Origin of the sequence: Spirosoma soli (genome assembly GCF_042684525.1) — a bacterium.
GTDB lineage: Bacteria > Bacteroidota > Bacteroidia > Cytophagales > Spirosomataceae > Spirosoma > Spirosoma soli.
In genome coordinates, this window is record NZ_JBHULN010000012.1 from 1 (window position 1) to 14,831 (window position 14,831).

Here is a 14,831-nt window from a genome sequence, read left to right on the forward strand (position 1 = left end):
CACTAGCCGTGGCCGTGCAACTACTGGCATTGGTCAGGGTCACCGAGTAAGTGCCGGTTGCACTCACCGAGATCACTGGACTTGTTTCGTTTGTATTCCAGCGCACATTGCCTGCGCCTAGTGCCGTCAGACTCACGGTTGGACTGGCACACGTCAGCGTAGCACTTAATGGACTGATACTCACTTGAGCTGCCGTCGTGCTACTCTCGACAGTGATGCTGGTACTGCTGGCGCAGCCCGTGGCCGTGTTAGTGACCGTCACTGAGTAAGTACCACTAGCGTTGACCACGGCCGTGTTGCCACTCTGACTCACCACGCCCGGACCCGAGAAGCCATAGCTGTTGCCACCCCCTGCCGTTAAGGTCAGTGAAGTTTGGGCACAGGTCAATGTGGTAGACGGGCTCGCACTCAGCGTTGGCGTTGGTGCACTGGCCTCCCGACTGATGCTGATACTGGTGGTGCTGGCACAGCCCGTGGCCGTGTTAGTGACCGTCACCGAGTAAGTACCACTAGCGTTGACCACGGCCGTGTTGCCACTCTGACTCACCACGCCCGGACCCGAGAAGCCATAGCTGTTGCCCCCGCCTGCCGTTAAGGTCAGTGAAGTCTGGGCACAGGTCAGTGTGGTGGAGGGGCTCGCACTCAGCGTTGGCGTTGGTGCACTGGCCTCCCGACTGATGCTGATGCTGGTGGTGCTGGCGCAGCCCGTGGCCGTGTTGGTCACCGTCACCGAGTAAGTACCACTAGCGTTGACCACGGCTGTGTTGCCACTCTGGCTCACCACGCCCGGACCCGAGAAGCCATAGCTGTTGCCACCCCCTGCCGTTAAGGTCAGTGAAGTTTGGGCACAGGTCAGTGTGGTGGAGGGGCTCACACTCAGCGTTGGCGTTGGTGCACTGGCCTCCCGACTGATGCTGATGCTGGTGGTGCTGGCGCAGCCCGTGGCCGTGTTGGTCACCGTCACTGAGTAAGTACCACTAGCGTTGACCACGGCTGTGTTGCCACTCTGACTCACCACGCCCGGACCCGAGAAGCCATAGCTGTTGCCCCCGCCTGCCGTTAAGGTCAGTGAAGTCTGGGCACAGGTCAGTGTGGTGGAGGGGCTCGCACTCAACGTTGGCGTTGGTGCACTGGCCTCCCGGCTGATGCTGATGCTGGTGGTGCTGGCACAGCCCGTGGCCGTGTTAGTGACCGTCACTGAGTAAGTGCCGCTGGCGTTGACCACGGCCGTGTTGCCGCTCTGGCTCACCACGCCCGGACCCGAGAAGACGTAGCTGTTGCCACCCCCTGCCGTTAAGGTCAGTGAAGTTTGGGCACAGGTCAATGTGGTAGACGGGCTCGCACTCAGCGTTGGCGTTGGTAGGGCATTAACTGTCACGCTGACCACATCGGTATTGCGGCAACCGTTGGCATTGGTTGCAGTCACACTGAAGCTGTAAGTGCCTGCCGATACCCCCCCTACCAAGCGGGTATTGCCTGAGCCGCTGATCACCCCGGAAGGCCCCGTGAACGTGTATGAACTCAAGCCACTAGTAGCCGACAGACTGACCGCTTGCCCTACACAGACGTTGGCCGCAGTAAGGTCAAGGATAGGCAAACTGTTGACCGTTACGCTGGTGGTGGCCTGGCCGCTCTGTCCGTTGTCATTCACCGTCAGCGTGAAGCTCTGGCTACCTGATCCGCCGGCGGTCAGCGTTTGGCTGAAGGCAGTGTTGCTGCTGGCAGTAATCAAGGTGCTGCTGCCGTTGGTGAGGGTGTAGTTGTAGCTGCCCGTCACGTTACCCACCGTAGCTGTAAACGTGATGGGACTACCCACACAAACCGTGTTGTCCAGGGTGTTGAAGCCCGAGATGGTTGGCGTGGCGTTCACCGTCAGCACATACGAAGGCCCCAGATCGAAGCAGCCGTTGGCATCCTGACCCCGCACCACCACCGTGAAGCTGCCCCCCTGCGTCGGCGTGCCACTAAGCACGCCCGTGCCCGACAAACTCAGACCCGTCGGCAGACTGCCACTGCTGATGCTGAAACTGTACGGAGCCACCCCACCACTGGCCGTAAAGGTCTGGCTGAAGGGCTGGTTGATGTTGACAGTGTTGGTGACTGGATTGCTGACCGTGATCACCGCCGTGGTGCTGCTCACCGTCGTGCTGGTGCTGCTCACACACCCACTGGCGTTGGCGATGGTCACCGAGTAGCTGCCTGCACTGCTCACAGTACGAGTGTTGCCACTTCCTGCCAGCACCCCGCCCCCTGGGCTGGTGAAGGTGTAACTGCTGCCACCACTGGCCGTCAGCGTCACGCTGGTCTGAGAACAGGTCAACGGCCCGTTGTTCGTCAGGGTTGCCGTGGGTAGGGCATTGACCGTTACGCTGGTGGTGGCCCTACTCGTCTGACTGTTGTCGCTCACAATCAGGGTGAAGGTCTGCACACCCGAGCCAGCCGCTATCAGGCTCTGGCTCAGAGCTGTGCTGCTGGTCGTCGCACTCGTAGAACTAGTGCCGTTGGTGAGGGTGTAGTTGTAGCTGCCCGTCACGTTACCCACCGTGGCCGTAAACGTGATGGGACTACCCGCACAAACCGTGTTGTCCACCGCACTGAAACCGGCAATGGTCGGTGCTGCCGGGCTGTTGGTCAGGTTGAAGTTGATCGTTGGGCTTACGCCATTGGCTGTGGCTGTCACCGTATAGGGGCCTCCCGCCGTGGCGTTGGCCGTAACGCTGGCTCCAGCTACCCCACTGGCAATGCTGGCCGTGACCGATACCGGATTGATGCTCGCCCCCGAGCCTGAACCGGTGTAGGTCACTACCCCGCCATCGACCGGCTCACTGTTGGCACTGACCACTGTTACCAGCAGCGGGTTGGCAAAGGCCGTACCGACCGTAGCCGACTGATTGTTGCCGCCGGTGCGGGCCAGCGTAAAGCCCCGCGACTCGAAGGAACCGATGTCGGTAGCCCCTACCCGCGCAATGCCCCGCTGATCGGTGGTGGGGGCGCCCGAGGTCGTACCGGCGTTGATGGCCGGGCTACCCGGCAGCAGGGCGTGGGTCTGGAAAGGACCGCCGTAGTTACCCAGCGGAGCCAGCAGGGCATCAACGCCTACCTGGTTGTTACTGACCCCGTTGGTTAAGCCACTCGAACCGCTAGTGCCGATCACATTGTAGGAAGAATTTGCCGCGACAGAACCAGCAATATCAGGATTGGCATTTGCGCTATTGCCCGCAACGATACAGTTTTTGAGCACCAACGCACCAGAACTATTGGTAAAAATAGCCCCTTCATTGGCTATGTTCGCTGAGATGGTTGTGTTGATGAGCGTAGCGCTTGCGTCGTCTTTCAAACTGACTGCACTACCACGACTGTTTACTCGGTTGCCACTAAATGTACAATTGGTTATAAGACCAGTAGTGTTGTCACGAAAACCAATCCCTCCTCCCTCGAATGCCTGATTGGCGGTGAATAAGCAATTCGTAATTGTGGCAGGCCCACCAGCAGAAAAAATTCCGCCACCAACATTACTAGATATATTACCAGAAAACAATGTATTGGTAACATTTAATGAGCCATATTTTTGACAAATAGCAGCACCTGTAGGACCTGAATTACTTACAAACGAACAACCATTGACGATCAGTTGAACAGTAATAGTTCTTACCCCGCCCCCTTCGTAGGTAGCACTATTATTTCGAAATAGGCAATTGGTCAGGGTTAATGAACCTCCGCTATTAATACCCCCCCCGTTATCCTGATCGGCAAACCCATCGGCAATGGTAAATCCACTAAAACTGACCGTGTTATTATTAGGAATGTTAAAAATGCGATAGTTTCCCCCCGAGCTCCGGCGTACGGTGAGGTTGCTGGCCCCCGGCCCGATGAAGGTCACATCATCGACAATATCAGGCAGCACCGAAGCCAGGTTGATGGTCCCGCTGGCAGTGGCTGTGATGGTGAACGGCCCCGGGCAGGTCGAGGCCGCCACGTCGAGCATGGCCTGCCGCAAACTCCCCGCCCCTGCATCGTTAGTGTTGGTGACCACAAACGAGCTAACCCTGACACTCACCGTCACACTCGTGGTGGCCGTGGCCGATGGGCCACCGTCGTTCACCGTCAGCGTGAAACTCTGAGCACCCGAACCACTGGCTGTCAGGCTCTGGCTCAGATCTGTGCTGCTGGTCGTCGCACTCGTAGAACTAGTGCCGTTGGTGAGGGTGTAGTTGTAGCTGCCCGTCACGTTACCCACCGTGGCCGTAAACGTGATGGGACTACCCGCACAAACCGTGTTGTCCACCGCACTGAAACCGGCAATGGTCGGTACTCCCGGGCTGTTGGTCAGGTTGAAGTTGATCGTCGGGCTTGCGCCATTGGCTGTGGCCGCCACCGTGTAGGGGCCTCCCGCCGTGGCGTTGGCCGTGACACTGGCTCCGGCTACCCCACTGGCAATGCTGGCCGTGACCGATACCGGATTGATGCTCGCCCCCGAGCCTGGACCGGTGTAGGTCACTACCCCGCCATCGACCGGCTCACTGTTGGCACTGCTCACCGTTACCCGCAGCGGGTTGGCAAAGGCCGTATTGACTGTAGCCGACTGGCTGCTGCCGCTGGTGAGGGCTACCGCAAAGCCCCTCGACTCGAAGGAACCGATGTCGGTAGCCCCTACCCGCGCAATGCCGCGCTGATCGGTGGTGGGGGCGCCCGAGGTCGTACCGGCGTTGATGGCCGGGCTACCCGGCAGCAGGGCGTGGGTCTGGAAAGGACCGCCGTAGTTACCCAGCGGAGCCAGCAGGGGATTGAACACTATGATATTGTTATTAACCCCATTGGTAAGCCCGCCCGAACCACCCGCGCCGACTACGTTGAACGAAGAGGAGGCATCCACACTGCCGCCAGAAATATTGCCCTGGGGGTTTCTGGCAACAATACAGTTCTTCAGAACAGGGCCATTGCCAAGTGTTCTTACTGCCGCTCCCCCGGTGTTATTCGTAATTGTCGTGTTAATCAAAGTTGACGCACCAACAAGAAGTGCAGCCGCCGAGCTCGCCGTATTACCACTAAAGGTACAGTTGGTAATAAGTGAGCCATCTCTTAGTGATGCCCCTCCTCCACTATCGGTTGCACTATTGCCCGTGAACAGACAATTGGTTATCGTGGCCGTATTAAGCGAGAGTAATGCACCTCCTTCGTTAGGGTTGCCGTTTCCACCAGCAGCATTTCCCGTAAACAGACTGTTCGTTATACTTAAAGTCGATCCAATATTATAAATTCCCCCTCCGGCTCCGCTGGCTCTATTGCCATTAAACGTGCAAGCAATGACTGTCAACTGGTTAGCATTACTAACACCCGCTCCATTTTGATTATCTGTCGTCTGATTGTTCGAAATAACGCAGTTAGACAAGGTTAACATTCCATTGTTCTTGATACCCCCCCCGTCGATCTCTATTCCATCAGAAACGGTAAACCCGCTGAAACTAACCGTGTTCGCACTGGGTATAGTAAAAATACGGTAGTTACCCCCCGAACTCCGGCGTACGGTGAGGTTGCTGGCCCCCGGCCCGATGAAGGTCACATCATCGACAATATCAGGCAGCACCGAAGCCAGGTTGATGGTCCCGCTGGCAGTAGCCGTGATGGTGAACGGCCCCGGGCAGGTTGAGGCCGCCACGTCGAGCATGGCCTGCCGCAAACTCCCCGCTCCCGCATCGTTAGTGTTGGTGACCACAAACGAACTAACACTCACCGTCACACTGGTGGTGGCCGTGGCCGATGGGTCGCCGTCGTTCACCGTCAGCGTGAAACTCTGAGCACCCGAACCACTGGCTGTCAGGTTCTGACTGAAAGCCGGGCTGCTGGTCGTCGCACTCGTAGAACTGGTGCCGTTGGTGAGGGTGTAGTTGTAGCTGCCCGTCACGTTACCCACCGTGGCCGTAAACGTGATGGGGCTACCCGCACAAACCGTGTTGTCCACCGCACTGAAACCGGCAATGGTCGGTGCTGCCGGGCTGTTGGTCAGGCTGAAGTTGGTCGTTAGCGATGCCCCTCTGACTGTAGCTGCTACGGTGTAGGGGCCTCCCGCCGTGGCATTGGCCGTAACACGGGCTCCGGCTAACTCACCGTCAATGCTGGCCGTGACCGATACTGGATTGATGCTCGCACCCGAGCCCGGCCCGCTGTAAGTCACTACCCCGCCCTTGACCGGCTCACTGTTGGCACTGAGCACTGTTACCAGCAACGGACTGGCAAAGGCCGTACCGACCGTAGCCGACTGATTGTTGCCGCTGGTGAGGGCTACCGCAAAGCCCCGCGACTCAAACGAGCCGATGTCGTTAGCCCCTTCCCGCGCAATGCCGCGCTGATCGGTGGTGGGGGCGCCCGAGGTCGTACCGGCGTTGATGGCCGGACTTCCCGGCAGCAGGGCGTGGGTCTGGGTGGGGCCGCCGTAGTTGCCTAAAGGGGCCAGCAGGGCATCGACCCCGACGATGTTGTTATTAACTCCGTTGGTAAGCCCGCCCGAACCGCCCGTGCCGATCACGTTATAGCTGGAACCACTGATCGTGCCATTATTATCGATGTCATTAGGGGCCGTACCAGCCTGATTAGTGTTACCGGCGATGATACAATTTTTGAACGTAGCGGTAGTCTCTTCATTAAGACGGACACCTCCCCCGTCATCGCTTTTATTCAAGCTAAAGGTGCTGTTGGTAAATAATCCTGAACTTCCTGACAATCCTGAACTTCCTGACGCATCAATTGCCCCTCCCCCGACATTGCCAATATTGTTGCTGAAAGTACAATTGGTGACCGTAAAGTTTGTCCTGAATCTCCCTCCCCCGCCAAAATCCGCTGAATTGCCTGCAAACAAACAATTAACGAGCGTAGCGTTAGCAACACTGCCAAATGCATATAATCCCCCCCCTCATTAGAAGTATTATTGATGAAGGTACTGTTGGTAACACTCAGCAATGTGCCAAATGCATACAATCCCCCCCCAAATGTTCCAGCAGAATTTCCTTCGAAACGGCAGTTACTGACCGTTAACCTATCTAAATTACGAACACCGCCCCCAGCTGAGGTAGCTCGATTATTTCGGATAACGCAGTTAGACAAGGTCAAAACGCCATTATTTCTGATGCCCCCCCCGTCACCCTGATCGGCTAACCCATCGGCAATGGTAAAGCCGTCGAAACTGACCGTGTTGTTATTAGGAATGTTAAAAATGCGATAGTTACCCCCCGAGCTTCGGCGCACGGTGAGGCTGCTGGCCCCTGGCCCGATGAAGGCGATGTCTTGAGTGATGTTGGGCAGTGCAGAGGCCAGATTGATTGTGCCACTCACACTGGCAGTGATCGTAAACGGACCCGGACAGGTGGTTACGTCGAGCATGGCCTGCCGTAAACTCCCCGCTCCCGCATCGTTGGTGTTAGTGACCGTGTATAAAGAGGTACATGCCTTCAAAAAGGCCATTCCCTGAATACTAAACGCACCGGTGCCAGGTGGCGTAAACAGCACGCTGCTTGTGTTATCAGCCCGGTCGATAGCCAGAATCCGGGGAGTATTGGTGCGGTTATCGGCTGCGATTATGCGGTTGTTGTCCGCATCTAGCGCCAGGTCGCCGGGTAAATTAATGTAGCCCGTAGCCAACTGTACATCCCCTGTTCCGTCTAAATTAACTCGTCGCAGCTGATCATTGGTACCAGCTCCCAGGCCGTCGCTCACTTCGTAGTACAGGTAATTGTTGGTCGGGTCAACCGTCATACCGGTTACGGCACTAACATTTGTCAGAAAGGTTGTAACGGCATTATTGCTCAGGTCCACCGCCAGGATCTTAGGGGCCGACGGACGGGCGTCGGCAATCAGCAGCCGGTTGTTGGCGGCATCGAGAATCATGACTCCGGGGAGTTGAACAAAGCCAGTGGCCAGTTGCACATCGCCCGTGCCGTCCAGATTGATTCGACGCAGTTGATCGGTGTTGGTAGCGGCCACATTGTCGCTGACGAGATAATACAGATAGCGATTCACGGGGTCAATGGCCAGTCCGGCGCAAGCACTGCCCGACTGGGTCGAACTGACAAAGGTCGTGCTGACTCTCGAACTCAGGTTGACCGCATACACCTTTGGCAATACGCTCGGCCGTTGCTCGGCCACAAATACCCGGTTGTTAGCCTGGTCGATGACTACCACGCCTGGAAAATCGGCGAAGTTGGTAGCGATCTGCACATCCCCTGTTCCATCGGCATTCACTCTTCGGAGCTGGTCGGTTCGGGTGGTGGTAGCCCCGTCGCTCAGGGTATAATAAATCTGAGCCTTAGCAGGCAATAGGCTGGTGAGCATCAGCACCAGCCCCGGCAATAACGTTCGCCTACATGGAAACAGACGATAGGCCGACAGGCGAACATGGAGAAAAGCCTTGATGTGGGTAATCAGACGGGTTGAAACGGAAAAGTTCATCATAATTGAACAAAAGCAGGTGACAAGAACCAACCAGGTAAAACAAAAAATCGGTTAACATAGACTTGTATGACGTAGTACCCGAGCAATGCCACTAGAGCTAGTTATGCTTCGTGACTTGGGAAGTATGAAAACGACTATACCCTGAGCGCGGTACGACCCCGCAAATCGGGCAGGGCAAAGGTGGTGATGCCGTCCCCGCCGTAGGTGGTGCCGATGAGGGCGAACAAAGCATTATTTTGGGCGATAGATAATAAGCGTCCATCGCAGAAAGCCCAGCCTTTGGGCGCGAAGTCGAAGCTGAATAGGGCAATCATACCAATGAATGGTTCTACAGTAGTGATGCGTTTTTACAGTAAATGAAATAGAAAACCTGGTAACACTTTTTTACTTACAAATAGGGCAGCAAGTACGCTCTAGCTTCACTTCTGCGCTAACACTCCTGTTACAACTTTTACCACTTATGTTACATACAGGTCTATAAACTAGTTTTTCCAAAGATTTACACAGCTATTATGCAATAACTCTCCCGGCAACATCCTGTCCTATGCTCCGAAAACCAACGCTAACCAACAGCATTGATTACTAACAAAAAGTTATCGATGTAACATAATTGTTAACAATTGAAACAAGAGTGTTAGCACGTTCTCTGGTAGATACGCTACTTGCCGAGGCAATTGAACGGTTCAGTTGCGTAGTAAGCTATTTCTCTTTATGCACCCTAAAAAACCAGTACCTTCGCCTAACGCATTACCCCAAAAACCTAACCTTCTTTTCATTATCACCGACCAGGATCGGGGGCTGATGCACTTCCCACCCGGGTGGGAAGAACAGAACCTGACGGCTATGCCCCGGCTCCGCAAAAACGGCCTTACCTTTACCCAGGCCTTCTGTAGTACGTGCATGTGTTCGCCCAGCCGTGCGACGCTGTTTACGGGTCTGTTTCCGCCCGAGCACAGCGTCATCCTGACGCTCACTCAGGACATGACTTACTCTGATAAGGAACCCGAGTTGGCCACAGACACGCAGAATATGTCCTATATGCTGAGTGCCAGTGGATATAATGTGAGCTATATTGGCAAGTGGCACTTGTCCAAAGACACGTATGGTGGTTTCGATAACATGGTTCCCAAGGATATGCTGGCCTACGGCTTCTCGGGCTGGATCCCGCCCGATGCGGGCGAGGATGTGGCCCCGGAACACTTCGGTGGGGGGCGGGCCAATCGCGACCTGGCGTATGTTAATCAGGCCATCAACTTCCTCTATAACGTACAGCAGGGCAATAACCCTGAGCCCTTTGCCCTGTTTCTGTCGCTGGTGAATCCCCACGACGTGCTGGCCTTTCCGAAAGACTGGAGAGAAGACTATGCTCCGGAATACCTGGAGGGTGACATTCAACTACCCGCCACGGTACACGAAGACCTCAGCCACAAACCCACCGTGCAGCAACTGCTGGTGCCTTACCTGGCCGAAGGGCTCGGCCCCCTGCCTACCGACGAGATGAAGCGGCAGTATCTAAATTTCTACGGCAATCTGATTGCCCACACCGATGCGCAGATCAACTCCGTGCTTGATGTACTTTATCAGGTATTCGATACGGCCACCGGGCGGTCGCTGGCCGACAGTACCATCGTTGTCCGCACGGCCGATCATGGCGAGATGGGCATGACCCACAACGGCATGCGGCAGAAGATCTTCAACGCCTACGAAGAAACCATGAGTGTACCCATGGTCATCTCGAACCCGGTGCTGTTCCCCCACGCTCAGGTTAGCAATCAGTTTTTCAGCTTAGTGGATATGATGCCGACCATCGACGGCCTGCTCAAGCTGGGTAACCCACTAGGCTATACGTTCCGGGGCTGCGATCTGTCGCCGGTGATTCGGCACCCGCAGACGAGCGAGGTCGTGCAGGACGCCATCCTGTTTACGTTCGATGATTTCCGGGCGGGCAATGGCAACGAAATTAACCCCTTACCCGCGGCCAACCGCATCCGCTGCATCCGCGAAGAGCGCTGGAAGTACGCCTACTACTTCTACATTGCTCCGCCTGAGCAGGACCCGCCCCAAAGCTACCCCCGCGAGTACGAGATGTACGATTTACATCACGACCCGAACGAAACCCATAACCTGGCTAACCCAAACAGCCCGCTTTATAACGATTCAGTCATTGCAGCCGAGCGCGAACGACTTCACCGAAAACTACTGGCCCTGGAAGAAGAAAAGCTGGGAGCGGTCACGATGATCGAGGACGAACTCGCATCTATGCGGTAGGTGGTGCTGGCAGTATAAACCTATAAGGTCTTTGAGACCTTATAGGTTTGACCGGATACTACTTTTCAACTGAGATCATGGATGCTTTATCGTTTGCTGACGGGTCTGGCGTGACCCGGTCTGGCGTGACCCGGTCTGGCGTGACCCGGTCTGGCGTGACCCGGTCTGGCGTGACCCGACTATACTGAGAAGGTGTTACCCCGTGCTGTTCCTGAAATACTTTGGCGAAATAAGACAGATTGTCGAAGCCCACCGCTAACGCCACCTGAGTAACGTTTTGATCGCCCTTTCGTAGTAGCTCAGTAGCCACTGTCAGGCGAGTGTGCCGAATAAACTCGGTGGTCGTCAAATTGGTCAATGCTTTGAGTTTACGGTGCAGTTGCACCCGGCTCATATTAACGGCTTCGGCCAGAATTTCGACGGTAAAGTCGGTTTGATCAAGATGCTGTAACACGACTGCCTTAAGCCGGTCCAGAAACGCCTGCTCGGTCTTCAACAAGCCTGGTTGAGGCAGTTCGAGTGGTTCGACAAGTGTTGATACGTTTATGTTCTCTACCAGTTCGGGAGTTGCCGTTGTAAAGCGTTGGTACAGGCGTTGGCGCTGCAGGATCAGGTTACGTACTCTGGCCTGAAGTTCGGCCCGGTGGAAAGGCTTCGTCAGGTAGTCGTCAGCCCCCAGCATGAAACCCTCAATGCGATCCTCAACTGTCGCCTTGGCGGTAAGCATGATCACCGGAATATGACTGGTCGCTTCCTGGCTTTTTAAAGCTTTACAAAATCCGAAGCCATCCAGCCGGGGCATCATCAAATCACAGATGACCAGGTTAGGTAGGCTAGCGGTTGCTTTTTCGAATCCTTCCTGCCCATCGACGGCTTCCAGAATCTGGTACTCTCCCCCAAAGATGCTGCGGGCATAGGTCCGGATGTCGGCATTGTCGTCAATGATGAGTAAAACATTGTCAGTGGCAAGTGATGGTTCAGCTCCTGTGGGCTCTACCTCCCTACCCGGTGACAGCGCCGACCAGCCCGGCAGCTCCACGGGGATAGGTGGGGCCATAGTTCGGGGGGCGAGGGTGTCAACGGTAACGAGCGGCAACGTAACAACGAAGGTGGTTCCTACCCCTTCCGTACTGGCTACGTCAATGGTACCACCGAGCACTTTGACCAGTTCATGCACCAGCGCCAGTCCGATACCTGTACCTTCGTAGGACCGGTTGGCCCGACCATCGACTTGGTAGAATCGCTCGAAGATATGGGCTGCGTGTTCAGGAGCGATCCCAATGCCCGTGTCGGCAACCGTGAGCTTTACACGTTCCGGTTGGCCCGAGGGTTCGTAGTGGACACTCATTCGTACTTCGTTGCCCGACGGCGTAAACTTGAAGGCATTGGCCAGCAGATTCGTAGTGATTTTCTCCAGTTTATCGACGTCAAAACTGGCCGGGCACGCCTGCATATTCTGATTGACGGTAAAGCGAATCTGCCGACTGTCGGCCAGCGAGCGGAACGAAGACGTCAGCGTACGGAAGAAAGCGGCCATGTCATCCTGCTTGGGTTCGGCCCTGAGCTGACCTGCTTCGAGCTTACTAAGGTCGAGCAGTTGATTAATCAGGCTGAGTAGTCGTTGGCCGTTCCGCTCCACCAGAGTCAGTATTGGTTCGGCAGGGAAGCGTTGTTTGAGATCGGTCAAAGGACCGAGAATCAGGGTCAACGGCGTACGGAACTCGTGGCTGATGTTGGCAAAAAACTGCGTTTTTACCGCGTCTAACTCCTGAAGTTTGTCAACCTCTACTTTTTCCCGAATCAGCGCGTCAGCCGTAGTGATCCGGTCTTTAATGTAAGACTGAACAATCCGCCCCAACACCAATGACATCGATACCATCTCAATGGCCAGAGCCACCAAGGCCAGTTGGCTAATGATTGGCCTGTAAGAGATGAGCGACAAGGTTTGCAACTGATAAACAAAGAACGGAATTGTACATAGCGTAATAGGTAAGACAAAGTGGAATCGAGTACGGTGAGGAGTAAACCAGATGAGGATTACATTCAGGAAAAACAGACCATACATCAGTGTTGATATGCTGGCAAAGAACAGACCTACGTCTGCCCGTTGTATTAAGAAAGGAAGAAATACGCCAAGAATACACACACCCATAACGCCCAGCAGTAACCAACGCAGCGGACGAAAGGCCGGTCGGTTATCGAGGAGATTATACATCCAGGCACCCATGCCCACCGGCAGCATACGCCCCATACCGTAATGCATCCATTCCAGCAGGTGAGGATGACCCGAAAAAATAATGGGATACACGCCGGTGCGCGATAGGGTGGACAGATACAATAAAAAGGTACAGACAGCGTAGAACCGAAACTGAGGATCGGGGATGAACCGGGCCAGGACGAAGTTATTGAGCGACCGAAGAATGAATAGGCCCAGAAACATCCAGATGGCAAAAATGATGACCCGGCCTTTACTCAAATTGTAATACTCCTCCCAGACGGTCACTTTGCCATACATTGTCAGACTGCTCTTAATCCGAAAATAAACGGTAACGGGAGCATTCTTAGGTAATGTGACCCGAAAAAACGGAGTAGTAGCGAAAAACCCCTGATCAACGTAAGGTCGCTTCAGGCCACCCATCTGGTGCTTGACTTGCCCATTGGGGTACACTAAATACAGATCAACATAGTCCAGGGTAGCCGCATCCAGCAGGCCCAGCAACCAGTGCTTTGTGTTCTCCTGGCTCTGATTCCTGATGGTAAACCGAAACCAGTAGGCGCTCGATGAAAATCCATATTGAAAATTTTCCGATCGGCTAGGCACAAAGTCGTGCCGACGCTGTACCTGCTCAAACGTCAGACGACCGGTTTTATCCTCCAAAATCCCCATCCGCTCACCAACAGAAGCAAATTTAGTCGTGTCGCTGACGACCGTTACCTGACTTGAAGAAGCCGACTGATGGGGATTGCTTATACCTGCCCCTTCTTTAGGTTGAGCACCGAGCCAGAACGGAAAGAAAACAAGTACGTAAAGTATGCGCATAGTAAGACCAGTTCGGCCTTAAAAGTACACAAAATGGCAAACTATAGATCTACGCCAACTATTAATTTGTATACTTACACTACTGACTTTCAGCAATTACCATCGATAACCATTGCAGAGGCAGAAAATCGCATAAACTACAGGAATAACCAGTGCTTACGCCACCATGATTAAACATTGGACAACTTCCTGTGCTGTTTATCATTTAAAATTTGGGAAGCAGAGCCATTTCCCAGACGAGCTCTCAACTGATCGTAAATTGTTATGACTCATTTTGCTTAAAGCCCTGGCTCAACGTACAATTGCTGGAGTTTGTCGCGCGTACGTTTGAGCCGCATCTTCACAGCACTTTCCGATAGTTGATAGCGCTTGCTCAACGCCTGAACAGACAGCCCCTGCTCGTACTTGAGCGTCAATAGCTCAATCTCTTTAGCCGATAGGTGCCGAAGGGCGCGGTCAAGTGCCGACAGGCGCAGGTCGGTTCCCTCGACCCCATCGAAGTCCAGCGCACAAGTTTCGATCTCGCCAGTTACTTCATCCGGCAAGGGTTCAACGAGCATACGTTTGTTGAGCCGAATCCGGTCCAGGCAATAGTGGTAGGAAATGGCGTATAGCCAACTGGAGAACGAGGAGCGGTTACGGAATGAACCTAGTCGCTCAAAGACTTTAATGAAGATATCCTGCGTATAATCTTCAGCCGCCGAGACATCCTTAGTCAGCGTGAAACAGGTTTTGTATACTTTGTGGATATAGCGGTTGTAAAGCACGCTAAAGCTTTCCGCTGATTGATAAGTCACAAACGTATCAGCCAACTGTTCATCGGTAATTTTGCTTTTTTTCATACTTGACTAGTGAGTTAAACAATCTCCTGATGGTACCTTACAGCAAATGCCAGCAACAGACTATAAACCCTATCATTACGGGTATTCAATGACGTTGAAATACCCCGGCAAGTAGCGTAAACCCACATTCAGCTGCTAACGCTGGTGTTACATTCTTTACCACTCATGTTACATACGCATAAAAAAGCCCGTTTGTGCGGGCTTTTCGGGCAGGGAATACGTTCACGGGGCAAAGCGAT

The 14,831-nt window shown here is 54.4% G+C and carries 5 protein-coding genes and 1 pseudogene; 1 reads left to right on the forward strand and 5 read right to left on the reverse strand.

The features are described from left to right. The 3 genes and pseudogenes from ACFSUS_RS18545 to ACFSUS_RS18555 form a co-directional block, all read right to left on the reverse strand. Positions 1–6,676: choice-of-anchor Q domain-containing protein (locus ACFSUS_RS18545; RefSeq protein ID WP_381525228.1), on the reverse strand; the 6,676-nt coding region annotated here is incomplete at its 3' end. After that, a complete protein-coding gene (locus ACFSUS_RS18550; protein ID WP_381525229.1) occupies positions 6,673–8,442 on the reverse strand; it encodes a hypothetical protein in 1,770 nt (589 codons plus the stop codon). The genes ACFSUS_RS18545 and ACFSUS_RS18550, both read right to left, overlap by 4 nt. A 143-nt stretch (positions 8,443–8,585) precedes the next feature. Further along, positions 8,586–8,756: pseudogene (locus ACFSUS_RS18555) on the reverse strand (phage tail protein); the annotation flags it as partial. Between the two features lie 397 nt (positions 8,757–9,153). Here ACFSUS_RS18555 and ACFSUS_RS18560 point away from each other — a divergent pair. Then, positions 9,154–10,710 carry a sulfatase-like hydrolase/transferase gene (locus ACFSUS_RS18560; protein WP_381525230.1) on the forward strand — a complete coding sequence of 519 codons (1,557 nt, stop codon included), beginning with the start codon at positions 9,154–9,156 and terminating at the stop codon, positions 10,708–10,710. 58 nt (positions 10,711–10,768) lie between these two features. On the opposite strand, the gene ACFSUS_RS18565 is transcribed toward ACFSUS_RS18560, so the two are convergent. Together ACFSUS_RS18565 and ACFSUS_RS18570 are read right to left on the reverse strand one after the other, a co-directional pair. Beyond that, positions 10,769–13,750 carry a 7TM-DISM domain-containing protein gene (locus ACFSUS_RS18565; protein ID WP_381525231.1) on the reverse strand — a complete coding sequence of 994 codons (2,982 nt, stop codon included), beginning with the start codon at positions 13,748–13,750 and terminating at the stop codon, positions 10,769–10,771. 278 nt (positions 13,751–14,028) lie between these two features. Then, the gene (locus tag ACFSUS_RS18570) at positions 14,029–14,592 is read right to left on the reverse strand and encodes an RNA polymerase sigma factor (protein ID WP_381525232.1); all 564 of its coding nucleotides are present in this window, start codon (positions 14,590–14,592) and stop codon (positions 14,029–14,031) included. Between the last annotated feature and the right edge of the window lie 239 nt (positions 14,593–14,831).